Below are 22,553 nucleotides of genomic sequence, written 5' to 3' on the forward strand. Positions count from 1 at the left end.
AAACTTCGCCAGTGTCTCTCCCAGAATCTGGTGGAGAGGAGAAGTATTACAGCTTCGAGCGACGAAACCTGTCCAGTGTTGTGGCAACTGTTGCAGCAATTGCTGCCCCTGTTGCAATCCGGTCAGGCGAGAAAAACAGCAAGCGCCTGTGCCGGTCATACGAGCGTTACCCGTATGTTGCTTGAGCCAGTCCAGCGTTTTTCCGATTTCCGGAAAATGCCGGGTTGCTACCGCTTCACAGTCGTTGTGAAAGTCGCGGGTCAGCACCGCCTCAAGCGAGGCCGGTAATTTACTGATGGGTGTATCCCTTGTCAATTGCCGGTCGCCGAAAATTCGAGCAGTTGATACATGAATTCCGGGATGAACGACCAAAAAAGCATCATTTGGCAGTGTGACAGGGGAAATTCGTTCGCCGACCCCTTCTGCCCAGGCGCTGTGCCCCAGCACAAAGACGGGCACATCGGCGCCCAGCGCCAGGCCGATATCGGCCAGCTCAGGCAGTGTAAGGCCCAGTTCCCAGAGTTCATTCAGGCCCAGCAGGGCGGTGGCGGCGTCGGAGGACCCGCCACCGACGCCGCCACCCATTGGCAGGCGCTTGGTCAATGCGATCGCCGCGCCCTTGTTGCTACCGGTGTGCGCCTGTAGTGCTCTGGCGGCTTGCAGAATCAGGTTGCTGTCATCCGTCGGGAGAGCGTCCGGGTTGCTTTCCGGATGGCATTGCAGCGACAGGGTGTCTGCCGGGGCGAATGACAGGGTGTCTCCATGGTCGAGCAGGGCGAACACGGTCTGCAGTTGATGGTAGCCATCCTCACGGCGACCAGTGATGTGCAGAAACAGATTGAGCTTCGCCGGGGCTGGCAGTGTCAGTGCCGGGGCGGGTGTTGGTCGGGTCACTGTGTGCGGCTGCCTGGCTGCCAGTCCTTGATCAGCAAGGTAAAGCGGTTGCTGTTCTGTTGGGCCTTGATCCGGTAGGGCAAGGTGATGCCGGCGATGGGTTCGTAGCGATCAAAGGTGAGTGACCAGCCCAGTTGTTCCAGTGAGATCAGGCGTTGCTGATCATCATACTCGGCGTCAGCCGGGGCGCCGGGCCAGGGCAGGCCACGGGCCCAGTACTGCAGGGCGGACACGGGTAGCCAAAAGCCGGTGAGGTGCCAGGCCAGTTCGCCGGGGCTGCGGGCCTGGTGGGTTTCCTTGGCGGTGATCAGTTCCGCGCGGCCACTATCCCAATGGAGGTCTGCGCTGCCAAAGCCCAGTGGCCCGGAAAAATGAATGTCGCCCCGTTGAGGTTGTTGGCGCCAGTCAAAGGTGGCGCTGCCGCCGTCGTTGGCGGTGCGGTAGCCCAGTTTGCCGCTCATCTGCCACTGCTGGATCTGGCCGGGGTGTTCGAATTGGGCGGTGGTGGTCGGGCGTAGCTGGCAGGCACTCAATGCCAGGGCAATCAGCGCCAGGCCAATAATGCGGGTAAGGCTCAGGGTCACAGGCGGGCTCCGAGTTTTTCCATGACTTCACGGATGTGGGGGGCGTCCGGGTCGCTTTCCAGTGCATCGCGCCAGACCTGGCGGGCCTGGTTCTGAGCGCCCAGAACCCACAGGACTTCGCCATAGTGAGCCGCGACTTCTGGGTCGGGGAATTTTTCATAGGCCCGCCGCAGGTAGTCCCGGGCGGCTTCCGGCTCGCCGCGCTGGTAGAGCACCCAGCCCATGGAATCGAGAATGGCCGGGTCGTCGGGGCGCAGTTCCAGTGCCCGGGATACGTATTGATAGGCTTCGTCCAGACGGTCGGTGCGGTTACCCAGGGTGTAGCCCAGGGCATTGAGAGCGCTGGCATCGTCCGGGTTCAGTGTGATGATGCGCTTGAGATCTTTTTCCAGGCGCGCCATGTCGCCTACCTTTTCAGCGGTCATGGCCCGGCTGTAGAGCAGCTCGGTATTGTCCGGCTGGTCGCGCAATGCATCGCTGATCAGGGCGATGGCGCCTTGCGGATCGCCGTTGTTGCTGCGCATTTCCGCTTCGGTGATGGTCAGGCTGTTCTGCAGTTCCGGTTGCTGCTGGGCCAGGTTGCGCATCAGGGCGTGGGCCTGGCTGGTGTTGCCTTGCTGGTAGAGCAGGCGTGCGGCTTGAACCCGCGCACGTATGGCCTGTGGGCCGCCGACTTTCAGGTAATGGTCGATGGCGCTGTCGGTGTCCATTTTCTGCTCGGCGGCCTGAGCCAGGTACAGATGAATATCGTCGGGGCGATAGTTCTGTGCGAGCAGGACGTTCAGTTGGGTCTGGGCGGCATCGCTGGCGCCGGCCTCCAGGGCAAGAAGGGCCAGCGAGAAGCGCAGGTCCAGATCCTGCGGGTTTTGCTCTGCCATGATGGCGAGTTGCTCGCCAGCTTCTTCCAGTTGACCGGTGGCCAGCAGCATGCGCACGTAGGCGATGCGGGGGCGGCGCGCTTGCGGGTATTTGCGGACCAGCTTTTTCAGGTGGCGAAGGGCTTTTTGGGGCTCGCCGGTTTCGTAGAGCAGCTGCGCCTTGAGGAGCAGGGCATCTTCATGGCGGGGCATTAATTTGAGCGTGCGCTCGGTGGCGTCCAGGGCTGGTTCGGGCTGTTTTTCGTGTTCAAGCCACAGGGCGCGGGCGTACCAGAGTGGTGCCTGATCCGGATAGCGATCGGTGAGCTGGGCCAGGGCCTCGACCAGTTGCAGGTTGCCTTGCTCGTCCAGGCCGCGAGCCTGGTTGACCAGACGGCCCAGGGCGTCTTCGCCATGGGCGCTCAGTAACTGGTCCAGATGCCGGGTGGCCGCCGAGGTGTTGCCCAGGCGAATCTCCGAGAGGATGGCCACTTGCAGGGCGTCTTCGCTGTCTGGTGTGGTTTCCAGCCAGAGTTCGCTCATGGCCAGGGCTTGCTGAGGATCTTCCAGATAGTGGGCCAGCTGGGCCGCCTGGCTAATGACAGCCGGGTCGCGAGTGCTTTCTGCCGCCTGACTGTAGTAGCCGAGGGTGACGCCCAGGGATTGACGCTGGGCTGCTACTTCTGCCACGAGCAGGTCGGACAGGGTCTCGCTGTCATAATTCGGGGCGCTGGCCACCGGCACCGAGGGTTCCGGGGTCGGCTCAGGAGCTGGGGTCTGGCTGGCGCAGCCGTGGATCAGGAGTGCGCTGCAGAGCGGCAGAATCGCGTAACGGATCATTAAGGTCGGTATGCCTGTTTTCTGTTTAGGCTATCATGGCACAGCGCTTGGCCATTGCCCAAACCGTGAAGTGGTGTGCGCCACCATACCGGTTTGCTTTCCGGGCCGACATTGTTTTGGCAGGCGCTTTCGCGCAAAATGCCACACCCTTGCGCCCGGGCATTTTCCGGGGTTTTGGGCTGGCCACGATCGCGCGCTGCCACTGGCGCGCACAGGAATGTATGAATCTAGTCGCTGTTGGCGTCAATCACACCACCGCGGATGTGGAGCTACGCGAACGTCTGGCGTTTTCAACGCAGCAGGCGGAAGCGGCGCTGGCCAGCTTGCGTGAGATGCCCGGTGTGCGGGAGGCTGCCTTGCTGTCTACCTGTAATCGCACCGAGCTGTATTGCCTCACCGACGACGTTTCCCCGAATTTTACCCAATGGCTGGCCTCGAGCCGTAACCTGTCCGCTGAGCGGCTGTCCACGGTGCTGTATCAGCACTCCGGGGAGCAGGCGCTGGAGCATATGATGCGGGTGGCGGGCGGCCTGGATTCGCTGGTGCTGGGCGAGCCCCAGATCCTGGGGCAGATGCGTGAGGCTTATGCCCGTGCCCACGAAGCGGGCCTGCTCAATGGCGAACTGTCGCGCCTGTTCCAGGAAGTTTTTTCGGTGGCCAAACGCATTCGCACGGAAACCGGCATTGGCGCCAACCCGGTATCGGTGGCCTACGCGGCCGTGTCGTTTGCCCGCCACATCTTTGCGGACCTGAAAAAAAGCCGGGCGTTATTGATCGGTGCCGGTGAAATGATTGAGCTGGTGGCGCGTCACCTGGGCGAGCAGCAGGTGCAGGAAATTACCATTGCCAACCGCACCCAGGAGCGCGCGGGCGAGCTGGCGGCGGCCGTGGGTGGCCGGGGCATTAGCCTGGAAGAATTGCCGGTGGCGCTGGAAAGTGCCGATATCCTGATTTCCTGTACTGCTGCACCGTTGCCGATTCTGGGCAAAGGCATGGTCGAGCGGGCCCTGAAAAAACGTCGCCACCGGCCCATGTTCATGGTGGATATTGCCGTGCCACGGGATATCGAACCGGAGGTGGGCGAGCTGGACGACGTTTACCTGTACACCGTGGATCACTTGCAGGAAGCCATTCAGGAAAACGTTCGTGCCCGTCAGCAGGCGGCCCAGGAAGCCTCGGAATTGATCCGTGATGCCATCGTGCGTCATCGCCGCCAGCGCCGTGAGCAGGATGCCGTCAAGGTGTTGCGCGACTACCGTGAGCAACGCACCAACATGGCGGAGAGCGAACTGGAAAAAGCCCTTCAGCAGTTACGCAATGGTGGAGATGCGGAACAGGTGCTGCGCAAGTTCCAGCATTCGCTGGTTAACAAGTGGCTGCATACGCCCAGTGTGACCTTGCGAAAAATGGCGGCAGATGGTCGCGCCGAAGCCCTGTTGCTGGCCCGCGAGTTGCTGCTCGAAAATCCGGGTTCCTCGTCCGAAGAAAACGAATAGCCCACCCGAATACACCCCTGAATAAAGCACGGTGCTTTAGAGGATTCTATGAAAGCGTCATTGCAAGGCAAGCTGGACAAGCTCGCAGACCGGTTCGAAGAGCTGGCGGGATTGCTGTCTGACCCGGATGTGATCGGCAATCAGAACCAGTTTCGTGATTTGTCCCGGGAGTACGCGGAAATCGATCCGGTGGTGAAATGCTATCAGGAGTATCAGCAGGCGGCGGACAATCTGGATGCGGCCAAGGCCATGCAGGACGATAGTGATCCGGATATGCGCGAAATGGGCGCGGAAGAAGCCCGTGATGCCCAGGCGCGCATGGAGGAGCTTGCTGAAGAGCTGCAGAAACTGATGCTGCCGAAAGACCCTCGCGACGGCGCCAACGTGTTCCTCGAAGTCCGCGCCGGCACCGGTGGCGACGAAGCGGCCATTTTTGCCGGCGACCTGTTCCGCATGTATTCCAAGTATGCGGATCAACGCGGCTGGAAAGTGGAAATGGTCAGCGCCAGTGAGGGCGAGCACGGTGGCTACAAGGAAGTGATTGCGCGGGTGATCGGTGAGGGCGTCTATTCGCGCATGAAATTTGAATCCGGTGCCCACCGGGTGCAACGTGTGCCGGCCACGGAATCCCAGGGGCGGATCCATACCTCTGCCTGCACGGTGGCGATCATGGCGGAAGCCGAGCAACTGGGGGATATCACCATTCGCAACGAAGACCTGCGTATCGATACCTATCGCTCCTCCGGCGCCGGTGGCCAGCACGTTAACACCACCGATTCTGCCGTGCGTATTACGCACCTGCCCACCGGCGTGGTGGTGGAGTGTCAGGATGAGCGCAGCCAGCACAAGAACAAGGCCCGTGCAATGAGCCTGCTCAGCGCCAAACTCTATGATGCCCAGCAGAACGCAGCCCACGCGGAGCAGGCGGCGGAGCGTAAATCCCTGGTGGGCTCTGGTGATCGCTCCGAGCGCATCCGTACCTACAACTACCCGCAGGGCCGGGTGTCCGACCACCGCATCAACCTGACCCTGTATCGCCTGGGCGAAATGATGGAGGGGGACATGGATGAACTGCTGGGTGCCTTGCTGGCGGAATATCAGGCCGATCAATTGGCCGCGTTGGGCGAGAACTGATCGCCATGCGCATTGACGCGGCCCTGCGCGATGCGCGTCGTCGGTTGAGCGACTCGCCCAGCGCTGCACTGGACGCGGATCTCCTGCTTTGTCATGTGCTGGGGAAAGCACGCAGCTACCTGTTCACTTGGCCGGAACGGGAGCTGGATGCCCGGCAGCAATCGCGTTTTTCTTCCTTGTTGGCTCGCCGTATTCAGGGTGAACCAGTGGCGCACTTAATCGGCGAGCGGGAGTTTTTTGGTCACGCTTTTCGGGTGACTGCCGATACCCTGATTCCTCGTCCGGATACGGAAATACTGGTGGAAAAAGCGTTATCGCTGAATTTGCCGGCACAGGCGCGCGTTGTGGATTTGGGTACGGGAACAGGGGCTATCGGGGTGTCTCTGGCGCTGGCGCAGCCGGATTGGCATGTCACGCTGGTGGACCTCAGCGAGGCGGCCTTACAGGTGGCGGGGGATAACGCGCGCCGGCTGGGCGCTGCGGTGACCTGCCTGCCGGGTAGCTGGTTGTCGCCCTGCTCAGGGCCGTTTGAGCTAATCGTTAGCAACCCCCCTTATATCGAAGAAAATGACCATCACCTGGATGAAGGCGATGTGCGTTTCGAGCCGCGCTCGGCGCTGGTCGCGCCCAATAACGGGCTGGCGGATCTGGCTGCAATTGTGCAGCAGGCAACAGGCAAATTGGTTGCTGGCGGCTGGCTGTTGCTGGAGCATGGGTTTGAGCAGGGAGAGGCCGTGCGTACCTTGTTGGCGCAGGCCGGCTTCGTGCAGGTCGGTACGGCACAGGATCTGGGTGGCAACGACCGGGTCACCTTTGGGCAGCACCCGGTGTAGGCGAAAGCCGGCTTGCGATCATTCCGGGTTCTGCCGCCACTTTTGTAGACCGGCTTTGCGTGTCAGCGTGAAGCGTGTTGTATGCAGCGAGTCTTTCCATGTTTAACGACGAGCAACTCAATCGCTACAGCCGCCAATTAATGGTGGATGAACTGGATCTGGACGGGCAGGAGGCGCTGGCAGCCGCCCGGGTATTGATCGTCGGTTGTGGTGGCCTGGCCAATCCGGCGGCGTTATATCTTGCGGGCGCTGGTGTCGGGCAGCTGGTGCTGGCGGATGACGACCGGGTGGAACTGAGCAACCTGCACCGGCAGGTGGCGTTTCGCGGTGACCAGGTCCGCCAACCCAAAGCCGAGGCGCTACGTGATCAGCTGCAACTATTGAACGCGGATGTGGACGTGCGCTCGGTGGTGGTGCGCGTGGATGATGCCTGGCTGGACGACGCCGTCGCAGAGGCGACTCTGGTGCTCGATTGCACTGATAACTTCGTCACTCGACAGGCCATCAACCGTGCCTGTGTGGCCCATGCCAGACCGCTGGTCAGTGGCGCGGCTATTCGTATGGATGGCCAGTTGGCGGTGTTTGATTTGCGCGCAGCGGACAGCCCCTGCTACGCCTGTGTGTACGGTGGCGGCACGGACGGTGACCTGGCCTGTAGTGAGGCGGGGATTCTCGGGCCGGTGGTCGGTGTGGTGGGAACCTTGCAGGCTCTGGCTGCCATAAGAACGCTGTCCGGTGCCGCGGTGGCATCGGTGCTGCATTTGTTTGACGGCCGGACGCTGGGTTGGCGTCAGGTGGCGATTCCCCGCGACCCTCAATGCCCGGTTTGCGCGGCGCGTCAGTTGCGGGACTGATTGTCCGTGGCAGCGGGCGTGTCCTGCATGCCTTCGGCCATGATCGGCGGGTCCTCCGCCATGACGCCAATCAGAACCAGAACAATGACCACAATCAGAAACGCCCATCCGATGAGATGTTTCATGGTGAGCCGCCCTCCCTGGGGGTTGCTGAGGTTGCGCTTTCGGGCCTGGAGGCGAACGTCGCCGGATTAGGCCGACAATTCCACCACCTGACCATTCAATGATTTTACCTGCCGGGCCATGTCTGTCAGCAGGCTGTGGATCATGCCCGGGTTGGTCCGGATCAGGTTCTTGAACTGGTGCTTGGGAACCTTGACCACCGAGCAGCGTGATTTTGCCCGCACCGTGGCGCTGCGTGGTGAATGCGTGAGCAGGGCGATGGCGCCGAGCACTTCCCCTTCGCTGACATGACCGACGACCACATTATCCACCAGCACATCCGCTTCACCTTCGAACAGGCTGAAGACATAGTCGGCGGGTTCGCCCTGGTGAATGATGATGTTGCCGGGCTCAAAATAGGCGAAGCCCGGTGTGGTGTGGTGCTCTTCGGGAACATGGGCAGCGAGAAGCCGTGTCAGCATGCCTTGCTGGGTGGTAAGAATCCGGGTCCACAGCCGTGCCATCTGGTCATCGGCGAGAACCGCATCCACCAGTTCGACAGTGGGGTAGGCCCCGAGCAGCACGGAGCTTTCCGCGTAGTAGGTAATTTCATCGTTGCCGGCGTCGGGCAGAATCAGATCGCCTTCGTCCCAAGTGAACAGCTTGCGGTCCTGACAACGCATGCCCAGCATGCCGCCTTTCACCACATAGGTGGTGTCGCGACACATGCCGAATTTCAAGGCATCGTCCGTGGGAGCCAGGGGCAGGGTTTGTGGCTGCAGCGGTAGCTGACCGATCAGTTCGTTGACGAGACGTTTGTACAGGCGGGTCAGGGCGGAAAAGCCGCCGCTGGCTTCGGCTACAGAAATCATGCGCTGCCTCAATAATGGTCGGTTTCTGCATTGAGTATGCCGCAAGATCCCGAGAGGAAACAGGACTCGCTTGGCAGATCGATGAGGAGGGAAAGACACCGGGGCAAGGCGCCCCGGTGCGTGCGAATCGGTTCAGTAATCCCGTTCGCGAGGGCCGAATGTTGGCGCTTCTTTTTTCATGTTGGCCTGCATGGCGCGGCGCTGGTTTTTGCTGCGCAGCATTTTGAATTGCAGTTTGCTTTCTACGTCGAAAGCCTGGGCTTCCGGCACGTTCCAGCTTTGCTGAAACAGGGCCTTGCTGGCGCTGATGGCATCCGGTGAGCGGGTCTTGATCGCCTGTGCCAGTTTTTCAGCTTCTTCCAGGGGATTGGTCGCCACGCGGGTGACCAGGTTCATGGTTTTGGCTTCGTCACCGGTGAACAAACGCCCGGTCATGGTCAGTTCCTTGGCCACGTCCATGGGTACCAGCTCACGCAGGGTCACGGTGCCTGTCATGTCGGGAATCATCCCCCACTTGATTTCCATGATGGACATTTCGCAGTCCGGAGTGGTGATGCGAAAATCCGCTGCCAGCGCAATCTGCATGCCGCCGCCGTAGCAGTAGCCGTGCAGCACGGCGATCACCGGGATGGGCAGTTCGCGCCAGCACCAGCACACTTCCTGAAAAAGATTGGTTTTCTTGATGCCGTATTTGGTGAAACTGCGCAGCAGTTTTACCGGCTGCTTCATGACGGTGCCGAAATCCAGCCCGGCACAGAATGCCTTGCCGTCGCCCTGAAGAATAACGGCGCGTAATTCACGGTCCTTGCGAATCAGGCGGGCGGTTTCCACCAGCCCTTCCATCATCGGGAAATCCAGGCCGTTATATTTATCGGGTCGGCTCAGGGTGACGTAGGCAATGCCGTCTTTCTTTTCCAATTTTACCCGGTCATGGATCAGGCTCATTGCAGTTTCTCCTGCAACAGTTTGTTCAGTTGTTGTGGGTTGGCTTTGCCCTGTGTGGCCTTCATGGCCTGGCCCACAAAGAAGCCGATTTTTTTCTTTTTCTTGGCGTCGTCAGAGTTACGGTAATCGTCCACTTGAGCGGCGTTGTTGGCGATGATGTCATCGACAATTTTTTCCAGTTCGCCGGTGTCGCTCATCTGTTTGAGGCCCTTGGCTTCAATGATGTCGTCCGGGTTGCCTTCGCCGGCCCAGCAGGCTTCGAATACCTGTTTGGCGATTTTCGAACTGATGGTGCCGTCTTTCAGTCGAGCAATCAGCTGGCCCAGCTGTTCGGCACTAACCGGGCTGCCGGCAATATCTTTTTCTTCGGCGTTCAGCTTGGCGGCGAGTTCACCCATGACCCAGTTGGCGGCCAGCTTGGCGTCACCGCCGGCTTTGGCGGCTGCTTCGAAGAACGCGGCAGTGGCGATGGAGCCGGACAACAGGTCTGCATCGTACTCTGACAGCTGATAGTCGTTGATGAAGCGTGCCTTGCGAGAATCCGGCAACTCGGGCATGGCAGCTTTCAGTTCTTCGATGTCGGCATCGGTAATCGCGACGGGCAACAGGTCCGGGCAGGGGAAGTAACGGTAGTCGTTGGCGTCTTCCTTGCTGCGCATGGAGCGGGCGGTGTGCGTGTCGCCATTGTACAGGCGGGTTTCCTGAACGATTTCGCCGCCATCTTCCAGAACGTCAATCTGCCGTTCTACTTCCAGCGCGATGGCCTTTTCCATGAAGCGGAAAGAGTTGAGGTTTTTGGTTTCGGTGCGGGTGCCCAGTGGCTCGCCGGGTTTGCGAACGGAAATGTTCACATCGAAGCGCATGTTGCCCTGGGACATGTCGCCATCGCAGATGCCGATGGAGGTGACGATGGCGTGCAACTTGCGGGCAAAGGTCACGGCTTCTTCGGCGTTGGCCATGTCTGGTTCACTGACCACTTCGATCAGCGGCGTGCCGGCCCGGTTCAGGTCGATGCCGGTCATGCCATGGAAGTCTTCGTGCAGGGATTTTCCTGCGTCTTCTTCCAGATGTGCGTGGTGGATGCGCACATTTTTCTTTTCACCGCTTTCCAGCTGAATTTCCACGACGCCAGCACCGACAATGGGCTCGGCTAGCTGAGTAGTTTGATACCCTTTCGGAAGATCTGGATAAAAATAGTTTTTCCGTTCAAAAACACTGTGACGGCAGATGTCGGCATTGATGGCCAGGCCGAACAAGGCAGCCTTGCGTACCGCTTCCCGGTTCACCACGGGCAAGGTGCCAGGCAAGCCCAGATCAACCAGTGATGCCTGGGTGTTCGGTTCTGCGCCGGTGGACAGCTTGCTGCCAGAGAACAGTTTGCTGGCGGTGTTGAGCTGGACGTGCACTTCCAGACCGATAACCACTTCCCAACTCATTGTGCACCTCCAAACGCTGGCGCTTGCTTGTGCCAGTCCGTGGCCTGCTGATATTTGTGGGCCACGTTGAGAATCTGCCCCTCACGGAAATAATTGCCGATGATCTGGGTGCCGGTGGGCAGGCCGTTGATAAAGCCGGTGGGCATGGACAGCGCGGGCAGGCCGGCCAGGTTGACGCCAATGGTGAAAACGTCGGCCATATACATGCTGACCGGATCGTCCTTTTTTGCGCCGAGCTTGAAAGCGGTTTCCGGGGCCGTGGGGCCCATCAGTACGTCCACTTTTTCAAAGGCGCGGGCGAAGTCGTCGCGGATCAGGCGACGCACTTGCTGGGCGCGGCGGTAGTAGGCGTCGTAGTAACCGGCGGACAAGGCGTAGGCGCCGACCAGGATGCGGCGTTTTACTTCGTCGCCAAATCCTTCGGAGCGGGAGCGCTTGTACAGGTCTTCCAGGTCTTGAGGGTCGTCACAGCGATGGCCGAAACGCACGCCGTCAAAGCGGCTGAGGTTGGCGCTGGCTTCTGCCGGGGCAATCACATAGTAGGCCGGCACCGACAGCTTGATGCTGGGCAGGGACACGGACACCACCTTGGCGCCGAGTTTTTCCAGTTCGCGAATGGCGTCACGGCTGTTATCGGCGATGGCACCATCCAGGGTATCCGGGAAAAATTCTTCCGGGATGCCGATGGTCAGGCCGCTGATGTCGTCTTTCAGGGCGCCCAGGTAATCGCCCACCTTTTCGTTGAGGCTGGTGGAGTCGCGATGATCGTGCCCTGCCATGGCTTGCAGCATGAGCGCGCAGTCTTCGGCGCTCTGGGCCATGGGGCCGGCCTGATCCAGGCTGGATGCAAAGGCAATCATGCCCCAGCGGGACACCCGCCCGTAGGTGGGCTTGAGGCCGGTAATGTTGTTCAGGGCAGCGGGCTGGCGGATAGAGCCGCCGGTGTCGGTGCCGGTGGCGCCAGGGGCCAGGCGGGCACCCAGGCAGGCAGCGGCGCCGCCGGATGAGCCGCCGGGAACCCGTTCCAGGTCCCACGGATTCTTCACCGGGCCGTAGTAGCTGGTTTCATTGGAGGAGCCCATGGCGAACTCGTCCATGTTGGTCTTGCCCAGCATGACAGCGCCTTCGGCGGCCATTTTTTCCACCACGGTGGCAGTGTAGGGGGCAATAAAGTTGTCCAGCATTTTTGAGCCGCAGCTGGTGCGCACGCCCTCGGTGCAGAAAATGTCCTTGTGGGCGATGGGCAGGCCAGTGAGCAAGCCGGCTTTGCCGGCGGCAATGGCGGCGTCGGCGGCATCGGCCTGGGCCAGCGCCTGGGTGTCGGTGACGGTGACAAAGCTGTTGAGGTCGCCGTCGTATTGCTGGATACGGGCCAGGAAGTGCTCGGTCAACTCCCGGGAGGAGAAGTCCCGGTTGGCCAGGCCAGCCTTGAGTTCGGTCAGGGTCTTGGTATGCATGGTCAGTCAGTCGCCTTTATGCGGTCGTCGTTATTCGATGACCCGGGGAACCAGGAAGCAGCCATCTTCGGCTGCCGGGGCTATTTCCAGTGCCTTGTCGCGGATATTGGGCTCGGTGACCACGTCGTCGCGCAGGGGCTGGGTGACGTCCAGCGGGTGGGCCAGGGGGGCCACGCCGTCCACGTCGGCCTGTTGCAGCTGGTCCACCATCGCGAGGATGTCATTCAGGCGGTTGGACAGGGCGTCGCTGTCCTGGGGGTCCACTTTCAGGCGCGCCAGATGGGCTACCTGGGCAACCACCTTGGAATCAATGGCCATGGTTCTCTCCGGGGTTCTTTCCGTAGGCACCCTGCGCCGAAGGCTGGCGGAGGGGAGGTAAGGGACTTGAAAGGCGCAAAAAGTACCATAGACCGCCCGTCCGGGGCCACTGTCCGCAGAGCACGCCAGCTTGCCCAATGCCCCTGCCGTTGCTAGAGTTGCGCCATCTTATGAGATGCCCGGCTTTTTCCCGCCAGGCATCGTTTTTTCGCGAAAAGTTCAGGAAACTGGCTAGGATGTCCATGATCAAGCGTATTCGGGGGATGTTCTCCACCGATTTGTCCATCGATTTGGGGACCGCAAACACCCTTATTTACGTACGCGGCCGCGGCATCGTGCTGGATGAGCCCTCCGTGGTTGCCATTCGTCACCATGGTGCCCAGAAAAGTGTGGCGGCCGTTGGTGCGGATGCCAAACGCATGCTGGGCCGTACCCCCGGCAACATTACCGCTATCCGGCCCATGAAAGACGGCGTGATCGCCGATTTCGATGTGACCGAGAAGATGCTGCAGTACTTCATCAAGAAAGTGCACGACACCGGGTTTTTCCCGCCTGCACCCCGGGTGCTGGTGTGTGTGCCGTGCAAGTCAACCCAGGTGGAGCGCCGCGCCATTCAGGATTCCGCCTATGGGGCCGGAGCCCGTGATGTGTATCTGATTGAAGAGCCGATGGCAGCGGCCATCGGTGCCGGCCTGCCGGTGGAAGAAGCCCGCGGTTCCATGGTGGTGGATATCGGTGGTGGTACCACGGAAATCGCCCTGATTTCCCTGAATGGCGTGGTGTATTCCGAATCTGTACGTATTGGCGGCGACCGCTTCGACGAAGCGATCGTGGCGTTTGTGCGCAAGGAATATGGCTCGCTGATCGGTGAATCCACCGCTGAACGTATCAAGCACGAAATCGGTACTGCCTACCCGGGTGCTGAAATCCGTGAAATTGATGTGCGTGGCCGGAACCTGGCCGAAGGGGTGCCGCGCAGCTTTACCCTGAATTCCGAAGAAATTCTGGAAGCGCTGAAAGAACCGCTGGCGGCCATCGTCAATGCGGTGAAAAATGCTTTGGAAGCCTCCCCGCCGGAACTGGCCTCGGATATTGCCGAGCGCGGCCTGGTGATCACGGGTGGTGGCGCCCTGTTGCGCGATATCGACCGTTTGCTGTCGGAAGAAACCGGCCTGCCGGTGATTGTTGCCGATGATCCGTTGACCTGTGTGGCCCGAGGTGGCGGCAAGGCGCTGGAGCTGATGGACAGCCAGGGCTTTGACATGCTGGCCATGGGTTAACTCCCATGGTGGCCCCGGCCAAACCCTCCTACCGGCTCATTATAGCGTTGGTCCTGGCTGTCATCATGATGGTGCTGGACCAGCGTACTCCTTGGGCTGCGCCCGTGCGCCATGCACTGGGCTACCTGACGGCACCCATTCATTACCTTGCCCACTTGCCGGTGGACAGCGGTGAGTGGCTGTCCGAACAGACGCAAAGTCGCGGTACCCTGCTTGACGAAAACCGCCGCTTGCAACGCCAGGCGTTGATTCTGGAGCAGAAAGTGCAGCGTTTAGCCGTGCTGGAAGCCGAGAATGTGCGCTTGCGTGAGCTACTCAATTCCTCGGCGGATCTGGATGCCAATGTGCTGGTGGCGGAAATCATCGGTGTGGATCCTGATCCCAACCGCCAGGAAATCGTTATCAACAAAGGGGCGGGAGACAATGTTTCCCGGGGGCAGGCGGTGCTCGATTCCCAGGGCCTGATTGGCCAAGTGGTGGACGCCGGTCCGCTCAGTTCCCGTGTGTTGCTGATCACCGATGCCAGCCATGCCATGAGCGTGCAGGTAAACCGTAATGGGGTGCGCGCCGTATTGGCCGGGGTGGGGCAATCCAGCGGTTTGAAACTGTTGTATGTGCCCGACACGGCAGATATCCAGGAAGGTGATCTGCTGGTCAGCACGGGGCTTGGCCAGCTATACCCCCGCGGCTATCCGGTGGCCAGCGTTACTTCGGTGAATCATCAGGCGGGCACGCCGTTCGCGCATATTGCTGCCCGCCCTACTGCGCAGCTGGATCGTGCCAGTCATGTGTTGTTGGTGCAGCCTACGCAAACGCCGGTACGTGCGCCTACCCCTGCGGAGGCCGACAATGATCAGTGATCGTCCCGCCGGCACCGGCGTTATCATCGTCACCCTGTTGCTGGCGGCACTGCTGGAAGTGGTCCCGCTGCCTGCGAGCATTGATTGGGTGCGCCCGGAATGGATGTTGTTGGTGCTGGTGTACTGGGTGCTTTCGCTGCCGCATCGCATTGGCGTGTTGTGGGGCTTTTTTGTGGGGCTCTATCACGACGTGCTGGTGGGAACCACGCTTGGGCAGTGGGGGTTGGCCACGGCGCTGGGCGCCTTCGTGATGCTGGCGGCTTACAAGCGTATGCGCGTATTTACGGCGCTGCAGCAGTGTGCGGTGGTCTTCCTGCTGGTGGGTACGGTGAGTCTGCTGGCGTTTCTGGTACAGGAATCCGTGGGCCGAACCCTGTACCCGCCTTACACCATTCTCTACTCTTCTGTGACCAGCGCGCTGTTGTGGCGTCCGGTATGTGCGGCGTTACGCTGGGTCCAGTTGCGATTTCTAGTACGATAAAAGCGTCGTTCGCAGTGGATAATTGATCGTTGACAGCGAAAACCCCGGATTACTTTGGGCGCGGCTTCAATTTTTCAGTTCTCGGCATCACTGGGTCGCGCAGCTATCAATTATCCATTATCAACTAGCCACTAATTCTATGATTCTTTACCTTGCCTCCGGCTCTCCCCGCCGGGCGGAATTGCTCCAGCAGATTGCCGTTCCCTTTACGGTGTTGCCCGCTCCGGCCATTGATGAAACGCCCCGTCCCGGTGAGGTACCGCTGGACTATGTGCAGCGTATGGCCAGCGAAAAGGCGGCCGTGGGCCTGACCCGGATGCCGTCGCCGGGTGCTGTGCTGGGTGCAGATACGGCGGTGGTGTTGGGGGAGCGTATTCTGGGCAAGCCTGCCGATGATGCCGATGCCCTGGCGATGCTGGCGCAGCTGAGCGGGCAGTCCCATCAGGTCATTTCGGCGGTTTGTCTTTGCCTTGAGGGTCGGCAAGCCGTGCGCCATTCGGTGACTACCGTGCACTTCCGACCACTGGATGCCGCGCGCCTGCAGGCCTATGTGGCCACAGGTGAAGGGCGCGACAAGGCGGGCAGTTACGGCATTCAGGGGCTGGGCGGTGCACTGGTGGCATCGTTGTCTGGCAGTTACAGTGGAGTGGTTGGCCTGCCCCTGGAGCAAACGGTGGCGTTGCTTGAATGGGCCGACATTCCTTACTGGCAAGTCGACTGACTTATGGCATCGACCCACACTTCACGCTGGCGCCGACTGTTTCCTTCCCTGTGGTGGGCAGCCGCGATCATTTTATTGCTGATGGCCGCCTATGTGGTGGTAGGTCGTCAGCTGATGCTGCTGGTGCCGGATTACCGTGAGCGCCTTGAGCATCTCTTCGAAGAACGCATTCAGACCCCGCTGACCATCGCCGAACTGAACGGCACCATGTCCGGGCTGGTGCCCCAGTTCGTCGCCCGCCAGATTCGTCTGCCTGCCCCGGAAGGGGAGGCGCCATTGGTGCTGGATGAAGTGGTGCTCAGCATTGATGTGTTTCGCTCCCTGTGGCACCGGGATCTGGTGCTTGAGGAATTCAGTGTGCGCGGGGTGGATTTGAATCTGGTGCGCGGTGAAGATGGCAAGATTCGTCTGCGTGGCCTGGATGTGCTCGGGCAGAGTGATCCTGAATCCCGGCCGCCGCTGGAACGTATCCTCAAGTTGTTTTACCGCCAGCAATTGTTGTCGATCAGCGATGCCCGTTTGTCCCTGGAATGGCCGGGCATGCCACCGCTGGCGGCATCGCAGCTGGATGCCACCATGACCAACGAGGGCGGTGAGCACCGGTTGGCAGTGCGCGTGGAGGCCCGGGACCGACCTCTCTCCCTGCTGGCAAAAATACACCTGCACGATGATGCCTACGCACTGGACGAGGTGGATGCGGATATCTATACCCGCTTCGAGGGCAAGCGCCTGCACGAATGGTTGCCCGATATAGAAAAAATGCCGTTGGATCTGGGCTCGCTGGATGCATCCGTGGCGTTGTGGGGCACCCTGGAAGGCGGTGAGCCGATCAGCGGCCAGCTGCAGGTTGATGTGCCCACGTTGACGCTTACCCAGGCTGATGACACCCGCTGGCCGTTGACCGGGCTGTCCCTGAGGGCATCGCTGCTGCGCGAAGATGATACCGCAACCTTGTCGTTCTCCAACCTGTCCGGCAAATCGCCTTCTGGCCCTCTGACCCTGGGCGATATGGCGTTGCGCTGGGAGACCCGGGGTGAACGGCGCCAGTGGCAGCTGCGCGCCAATGAACTGCCAGTGCACGCCATCAGCCAGCAATTCCAGAGCTGGCCATTCAGCCTGCCGGAGCCCGCTGACAAGGTGCGTCAGCAGTTGTCGGTATTGTCCCCGCGCGGTGTAGTGGAGGGGGTGTATCTGAGTGGCCACGCGCGGGATCTGGAACAGTTTCAGGCGCGCTTTGCCGGCCTGGCCAGCCAGGCGGATGACCGGATTCCCGGCGTCAAAGGCCTGAATGGGTGGGTTGCAGGGTCGCCGGGTGCTGGGCTTGCGCATCTGTACAGCGATGATCTGGCGCTGCGCCTGCCGCGCCTGTATGACCACGAGCTGGGTGGCCAGATGGCCGGGGTGTTTGGCTGGCAGCGCCAGGGCGATGCACTCACGGTGCGCTCCAGCCGCCTGCGCGTGGTGAACCCGGATGCCCACGGTGAGGCCATGGTTGCGGTGACCATGCGCCCGGAGCAGGTGCCTGAACTACGTTTGACAGCAGAGATTTACGATGGCAACGGTGCCCGTGCCAACCACTACATTCCGCTGAAACGGTTGCCTGATGGCCTGTCCGGTTGGCTGGGGCAGGCCATCGGCGATGGCCATTTGCAGCGGGGCCAGCTGCTCTATCAAGGGCCGGTGAAAATCGATAAAAGCCGGCAGCAGGACCGGACTTTCCAGATGCGTTATCAGGGCGAGGACGTGCGCCTGTCGTTTCTGCCTGACTGGCCACAGGCCACTGGGGTGAACGCGGATGTGTGGATTAATGGCCGGGAAGTGCGAGGGGTGGCCAGCCGGGGAAATCTGCTCAATAGCCAGGTGGCGGATGTGCACGTGGACGTGCCGGCGTTTGATGATGAGACCGGACCCCGCGTGATCGTCACCGGTAAAGTTCACGGCCCGCTCAGCGACCTGGATACAGTTTTTCAGGACACCCCGCTAACAGAACAGTTACCCGACGAGGTGAAAGACTGGCGCTATCAGTCCGGCACCATGGGGGGGCAGCTAACGCTGAATATCCCGCTCAAGAAAGGGGAAGGCGCGCCCATGGTGATCGTGGATGCGTCAGTGGCCGACGGCCGGGTGGAAAATACGGAGAGAAATCTGCTGCTGACTGAGGTGCAGGCACCGGTGTATTTCCATCTGCGCGACGGGTTGCAGATGTCGAAGCTTAGCGCCTCCACGCTGGGTGGCAAGGTGACCGGCAAATGGGCCACCGACGCGGGCAAGAGCACCCTCGCCCTGGAGGGGGAGGTGCCAGTGAAGTCTGTGCGCGAGTGGCTGGGTTTCAACTGGCTGGCCCCGGCCAGTGGTTCGTTGCCGTTGGCGCTGACCATTCAGGTGCCCTGGCAGGGCTCGCCCTTTGCCCTGCACGCGACCTCCTCGCTCAAGGGCGTCACAGTGAAGGCGCCTGCGCCTCTGGGGAAAAGTGCGGCGCAGACCCGGGCGCTGACGCTGGACCTTACCGGCAATGGCCAGCGATTGAGGCTGCAGTATGGCGATGTCGTGCGCGGCGCCTTTGCGCTGGGTAAAACGGTGCGGGGCGACCTTCGATTGGGGGCCGGGACACCGCGCCCCCCCGCTTCCGGCATCGATGTGCATGGGCGCCTGGCCCGCGCCAGCGTGGAACCCTGGATCGATTTTGTCAGCGACCAGCTGGTGCCGGCCATGGAGGGCAATACGTCGGATAGTGGCGGTAATGGCGGCCAGCAAGGCGGTTTGAACAAGGTCAATGTGCAGGTGGGCACGCTGGATTTGTTCGGCGTGGATGTGCCCGGAGCGAGCCTGTCGGTGCTGCCCAGCGGCAAAGGCTGGGACCTGGCCCTGAGCAGCCCGTCCGTGGCCGGTTCCATGACCATTCCGGAAGGGTTTTCGGCCCGGGGAGACAAGCCCCTGAATGTATCCGTATCGCGGATGAATCTGACTTTGCCGGAAAGTGCTGACCCGAAATCCAGGGCGCCGCTGTCGCCGATGAATCTGCCTGCCGTGAATGCCCGCCTGGCTAACCTGCGTATCAACGGTGAAGACTTCGGTGAATGGCAGGCAGACCTGCGCCCCACGGCGCAAGGAGTGCGCATCAATAATCTACAGGGCCGCTGGCGGGCCAGCCGGATACAGGGCACGGTGGACTGGACAGAAGACAGCGGCAATCAGTACACCCGTTTCAATGGATCGCTGGCGTCCGATAATCTGGGCCGTTCCCTGAGTGCCTGGGGGCTGCCGGAAATGATTGAATCCGATGACGCCAGTGCCAAGGTTTCGCTGGGCTGGCCGCAGTGGCCACTGGCGCCGGATTACCTTGCTCTGGATGGTCAGGCGCGGGTGGATATCGGTGAGTGCCGGATTCCCGATACCGACACCAAGACCTCGTTTTTGCGGCTTTTGGGTATCCTCAATCTGGGCACCATTCAGCGCCGACTGCGGCTGGATTTCTCCGATCTGTACAAGAAGGGGCTAAGCTGTGACAGCATCAGCGGGGACTTCGCCATCGACGGCCCTCAAGTGTCCACCAGCAATCTGGCCATCGATTCGCCCTCGGCTGCTATTCGTGTGAAAGGCGCCATCGATCTTGAAAAAGAAACCCTGAACCATCAAATGGAAGTCACACTGCCCCTGTCCAGCAACCTGTATGCCGGGTGTCTGGCCGGGCCTGCCGCCTGTGCCGGTATCTTTGTGGTGGAGCGCATCTGGGGCGATAAACTGGACAAGACCGCGACCATGGAATACCGCGTGAGCGGCAGTTGGTCGAACCCGAAAGTGTCTGAAACCGAAGGGATTTTCGAATGACGGTGCCTAACGCAGCGGCACAGGTGGCCGCAATACAGATGACCAGTGGCAAAGCGCTGCAGGCCAACCTGGCGCAGGCTGCCGAACTGTTGCAGGCGGCCCGGGACAAGGGCGCCTGCCTGGCGGTATTACCGGAAAATTTTGCGGGCTACGGCGGCGATTACCGCGCGTTGGCGGCAGAATATACCCTGCTGGAGCAGTGGCTCTGTGAGCAGGCTTCCCGGCTGGGCATGGCCATTATTGGTGGCAGCGTGCCGTCGTTGCATCGCCCGGACGGTGAGCCTGTGCCCGCTCCACGGGTGCGTACGCGCTCACTGGCGGTCACCGCGGATGGCGAGATCGTTGGCCGTTACGACAAGTTGCATTTATTTGACGCTCAGGTGCAGGACGCCCAGGGCCAATACAGGGAATCGGATCTTTTTGAGCCTGGCGAAACCATCGTCACTGTGCCCCTGGCGGATGTGCAGGTGGGCATGGCTATCTGCTATGACCTGCGCTTTCCGGCCCTTGCCCAGCGCCTGGTGAGTGCCGGTGCCCAGTTGTTGGTCTATCCCTCGGCGTTTACCGCCGTGACCGGTGCCGCCCATTGGGAGCTGCTGCTGCGTGCTACCGCGGTGCAGACCGGTTGTTATGTGCTGGGTGCCAACCAATGCGGGCAACACGGCCCGCGTCGTGCCAGTTACGGCCATTCCATGCTGGTGTCCCCCTGGGGGGACGTGGTGGCAAGTCTGGAGAATGCGCCCGGCGCGCTTGTGGCGCCGCTGGACCTTGCTACCATGGACGAGCTTCGCCAGCGAATGCCTGTACAGCAGCATCAACGATTACGTATTGAAGGTCCTTATGACGCAAACTGATGACGCTCTTTCTATTGCCGAATCCGTGCTGTTGGCTCCGGCCAATCTGCACACCCTGCAACTGGCGTCACTGCTGAATGGCAAACTGACCGGGCAGGCGGATTACGCCGATATCTATTTTCAGCACAGCCGCCATGAGGCCTGGGTGCTGGAGGATGGCATTGTTCGTGATGCCAGTTTCAATACCGAGCGCGGCGCCGGTGTGCGTATCGTGCAGGGCGACAAGACAGGCTTTGCTTACAGCGACGACATCACCCTGGCGGCATTGCAGCAGGCCAGCGGCGCCGCGCGGGCGATTACCCGGCAAGGCCAGGATCGGCAGATCCAACTGGCCAGCCGCGCCGCCACCGCCCGTTACACCGCCATTGATCCCCTGCTGGGCTGGCCCGCCCAGGAAAAAGTCGCACTGTTGCAGCGTATTGATGCCATGGCCCGCTCCCTGGACCCGGCCATTGTGGAAGTCACCGCCAGCCTCAGTGCCGAACAGGATGTGGTGATGGTGGTGGCCAGTGACGGCACCCTGGCGGCGGATGTGCGCCCGTTGATTCGCTGCAATGTGAGTGTAATTGCCGAGCGTGCCGGTCGCCGGGAGCGTGGCAGTGCAGGCGGTGGTGGCCGCGTGGCCTATGACTGGCTGCTGCAGGAAGAGCGCATCGAAACCTGGACCCGCGAAGCGGTTCGCGGTGCCTTGCTGAATCTGGAGGCCGAAGCGGCGCCGGCAGGGAGCATGCCGGTGGTACTGGGTCCCGGCTGGCCCGGCGTGCTGTTGCATGAAGCGGTCGGCCACGGGCTGGAAGGCGACTTTAATCGCAAGGGCACCTCCATGTTCGCCAAAAAAATGGGTGAGATGGTGGCGTCGCCACTGTGCTCGGTGGTGGACGACGGCACGCTGATGGATCGCCGGGGGTCCCTGAGTGTGGACGATGAAGGTACGCCTTCTGCCTGCAATACCCTGATCGAGAACGGCAAGCTGGTGGGTTACATGCAGGACAAGACCAATGCCCGTCTGATGGGGGTTGCCCCCACCGGCAATGGTCGCCGTGAATCCTATGCGCACTTGCCCATGCCACGCATGACCAATACCTACATGCTGCCGGGAGAAAGTGATCCGCAGGATATAATTGCCAGCCTGGATCGTGGCATCTATGCGGTGAACTTTGCCGGCGGCCAAGTCGACATCACGTCTGGCCGTTTTGTCTTTTCTACCAGCGAAGCGTACCTGGTGGAGAAAGGCAAGATTGTCTGTCCGGTAAAAGGCGCCACCCTGATTGGCAGCGGTGCGGAAGTCATGCGTGGCATTTCCATGGTGGGTAACGACCTGGCACTGGATTCGGGTATCGGCGTGTGTGGCAAGGATGGCCAATCCGTGCCGGTGGGCGTGGGTCAGCCAACCCTGCGCGTGGATGCGCTCACCGTGGGAGGCACCGCCTGATGTCCCAGGTTCTGGATATTCTCTCTCGCATGCGGCTGTTTGCCGGCCTCAGTGATGAGGAGCTGGCGGTGCTGGAAAAACTGGTATTTGTGAACCGGGTGCCGGTGGGCGACGTGGTCTGCCGGGAAGGTGACCGCAGTGATTTCGTCTGCTTTGTAGTTCGCGGCTGCCTGGATATCGTCAAGGATAATGACGGTGGTGGTGAGGTAGTGATTGCCCACCTGCGCCCGGGTGATTCCATGGGCGAGATGGCGCTGGTGGACCATGAACCCCGCTCGGCCACCGTGCGTGCGGCGGAAGATGCCACCCTGATTGTGCTGACCCGTAAGGGTATCGAGCAGTTGCGAAAACGTAGCCCCCATGCGGTGAGTCTGGTGATGGAGAATATTGCCCGCCTGTTATGCACTCACCTGCGCCGTACCTCGTCCCAGCTGGCTCAGTTCAAGCTGCCAGTGGGCTAATGAAAGCCTGTCGC

Annotated in this window: 21 protein-coding genes; 12 read left to right on the forward strand and 9 right to left on the reverse strand. The window is 61.0% G+C overall.

The features are described 5' to 3' along the window. The 3 genes from ispE to CL546_RS14440 form a co-directional block, all read right to left on the reverse strand. A partial coding sequence (ispE, locus tag CL546_RS14430) for a 4-(cytidine 5'-diphospho)-2-C-methyl-D-erythritol kinase (protein WP_290496207.1) occupies positions 1–894 on the reverse strand: 894 nt, incomplete at its 3' end. Beyond that, the gene (gene lolB / locus CL546_RS14435) at positions 891–1,478 is read right to left on the reverse strand and encodes a lipoprotein insertase outer membrane protein LolB (RefSeq protein WP_290496209.1); all 588 of its coding nucleotides are present in this window, start codon (positions 1,476–1,478) and stop codon (positions 891–893) included. The genes lolB and ispE, both read right to left, overlap by 4 nt. Next, on the reverse strand, positions 1,475–3,175 hold the full coding sequence (locus CL546_RS14440) for a tetratricopeptide repeat protein (RefSeq protein ID WP_290496211.1): 1,701 nt from the start codon (positions 3,173–3,175) through the stop codon (positions 1,475–1,477). The genes lolB and CL546_RS14440 overlap by 4 nt, the downstream gene beginning before the upstream one ends. 221 nt (positions 3,176–3,396) lie before the next feature. On the opposite strand from CL546_RS14440, the gene hemA reads away from it, so the two are divergent. The 4 genes from hemA (at position 3,397) to CL546_RS14460 (ending at position 7,492) form a co-directional block, all read left to right on the forward strand. Further along, entirely contained in the window at positions 3,397–4,671 is a 1,275-nt protein-coding gene (hemA, locus tag CL546_RS14445) for a glutamyl-tRNA reductase (protein WP_290496213.1), read from the forward strand. A gap of 48 nt (positions 4,672–4,719) precedes the next feature. After that, positions 4,720–5,805: a peptide chain release factor 1 gene (gene prfA, locus CL546_RS14450; RefSeq protein WP_290496215.1), complete on the forward strand. Its 1,086-nt coding sequence runs from the start codon at positions 4,720–4,722 to the stop codon at positions 5,803–5,805. A 5-nt stretch (positions 5,806–5,810) separates the two neighbouring features. Further along, a complete protein-coding gene (gene prmC, locus CL546_RS14455) occupies positions 5,811–6,638 on the forward strand; it encodes a peptide chain release factor N(5)-glutamine methyltransferase (protein WP_290496217.1) in 828 nt (275 codons plus the stop codon). Between the two features lie 98 nt (positions 6,639–6,736). Further along, positions 6,737–7,492: a HesA/MoeB/ThiF family protein gene (locus CL546_RS14460; protein ID WP_290496219.1), complete on the forward strand. Its 756-nt coding sequence runs from the start codon at positions 6,737–6,739 to the stop codon at positions 7,490–7,492. Here the strand turns inward: CL546_RS14460 and CL546_RS14465 are convergent. The 6 genes from CL546_RS14465 to gatC form a co-directional block, all read right to left on the reverse strand. Next, positions 7,477–7,617: a hypothetical protein gene (locus tag CL546_RS14465; protein WP_290496221.1), complete on the reverse strand. Its 141-nt coding sequence runs from the start codon at positions 7,615–7,617 to the stop codon at positions 7,477–7,479. The two genes, CL546_RS14460 and CL546_RS14465, sit on opposite strands and share 16 nt — an antisense overlap. A 66-nt stretch (positions 7,618–7,683) precedes the next feature. Beyond that, a complete protein-coding gene (locus CL546_RS14470) occupies positions 7,684–8,466 on the reverse strand; it encodes a cyclic nucleotide-binding domain-containing protein (protein WP_290496223.1) in 783 nt (260 codons plus the stop codon). Positions 8,467–8,598: 132 nt separating this feature from the next. Continuing rightward, complete coding sequence (locus CL546_RS14475; RefSeq protein WP_290496225.1) at positions 8,599–9,411, reverse strand: crotonase/enoyl-CoA hydratase family protein; 813 nt, start codon at positions 9,409–9,411, stop codon at positions 8,599–8,601. After that, on the reverse strand, positions 9,408–10,847 hold the full coding sequence (gatB, locus tag CL546_RS14480; protein ID WP_290496227.1) for an Asp-tRNA(Asn)/Glu-tRNA(Gln) amidotransferase subunit GatB: 1,440 nt from the start codon (positions 10,845–10,847) through the stop codon (positions 9,408–9,410). The genes CL546_RS14475 and gatB overlap by 4 nt, the downstream gene beginning before the upstream one ends. After that, entirely contained in the window at positions 10,844–12,304 is a 1,461-nt protein-coding gene (gatA, locus tag CL546_RS14485; RefSeq protein ID WP_290496230.1) for an Asp-tRNA(Asn)/Glu-tRNA(Gln) amidotransferase subunit GatA, read from the reverse strand. The genes gatB and gatA overlap by 4 nt, the downstream gene beginning before the upstream one ends. Before the next feature lie 30 nt (positions 12,305–12,334). Then, on the reverse strand, positions 12,335–12,622 hold the full coding sequence (gatC, locus tag CL546_RS14490) for an Asp-tRNA(Asn)/Glu-tRNA(Gln) amidotransferase subunit GatC (RefSeq protein WP_290496232.1): 288 nt from the start codon (positions 12,620–12,622) through the stop codon (positions 12,335–12,337). 242 nt (positions 12,623–12,864) lie between these two features. Between gatC and CL546_RS14495 the strand changes: the two genes are divergently transcribed. The 8 genes from CL546_RS14495 to CL546_RS14530 all read left to right on the forward strand — a co-directional run bounded on the left by CL546_RS14495 (position 12,865) and on the right by CL546_RS14530 (position 22,539). After that, the gene (locus tag CL546_RS14495; protein ID WP_039927492.1) at positions 12,865–13,902 is read left to right on the forward strand and encodes a rod shape-determining protein; all 1,038 of its coding nucleotides are present in this window, start codon (positions 12,865–12,867) and stop codon (positions 13,900–13,902) included. A gap of 5 nt (positions 13,903–13,907) precedes the next feature. After that, positions 13,908–14,762 (forward strand): rod shape-determining protein MreC, encoded by an 855-nt coding sequence (mreC, locus tag CL546_RS14500; protein ID WP_290496235.1) that lies wholly within the window; start codon positions 13,908–13,910, stop codon positions 14,760–14,762. Continuing rightward, positions 14,752–15,243: a rod shape-determining protein MreD gene (mreD, locus tag CL546_RS14505; protein ID WP_290496237.1), complete on the forward strand. Its 492-nt coding sequence runs from the start codon at positions 14,752–14,754 to the stop codon at positions 15,241–15,243. Before mreC ends, mreD begins: the two co-directional genes overlap by 11 nt. A gap of 139 nt (positions 15,244–15,382) precedes the next feature. Continuing rightward, positions 15,383–15,964, forward strand: coding sequence for a Maf family protein (locus CL546_RS14510; protein ID WP_290496239.1), 582 nt, complete (start codon positions 15,383–15,385; stop codon positions 15,962–15,964). Positions 15,965–15,967: 3 nt separating this feature from the next. Beyond that, positions 15,968–19,792 carry a YhdP family protein gene (locus CL546_RS14515; RefSeq protein WP_290496241.1) on the forward strand — a complete coding sequence of 1,275 codons (3,825 nt, stop codon included), beginning with the start codon at positions 15,968–15,970 and terminating at the stop codon, positions 19,790–19,792. Further along, positions 19,789–20,646, forward strand: coding sequence for a carbon-nitrogen hydrolase family protein (locus tag CL546_RS14520; protein WP_290496243.1), 858 nt, complete (start codon positions 19,789–19,791; stop codon positions 20,644–20,646). Before CL546_RS14515 ends, CL546_RS14520 begins: the two co-directional genes overlap by 4 nt. Next, a complete protein-coding gene (gene tldD / locus CL546_RS14525) occupies positions 20,633–22,078 on the forward strand; it encodes a metalloprotease TldD (protein WP_290496245.1) in 1,446 nt (481 codons plus the stop codon). Before CL546_RS14520 ends, tldD begins: the two co-directional genes overlap by 14 nt. Continuing rightward, on the forward strand, positions 22,078–22,539 hold the full coding sequence (locus tag CL546_RS14530) for a Crp/Fnr family transcriptional regulator (RefSeq protein WP_007151180.1): 462 nt from the start codon (positions 22,078–22,080) through the stop codon (positions 22,537–22,539). Before tldD ends, CL546_RS14530 begins: the two co-directional genes overlap by 1 nt. Positions 22,540–22,553: the final 14 nt, after the last annotated feature.

It is taken from the genome of Alcanivorax sp. (genome assembly GCF_002726155.1).
GTDB lineage: Bacteria > Pseudomonadota > Gammaproteobacteria > Pseudomonadales > Alcanivoracaceae > Alcanivorax.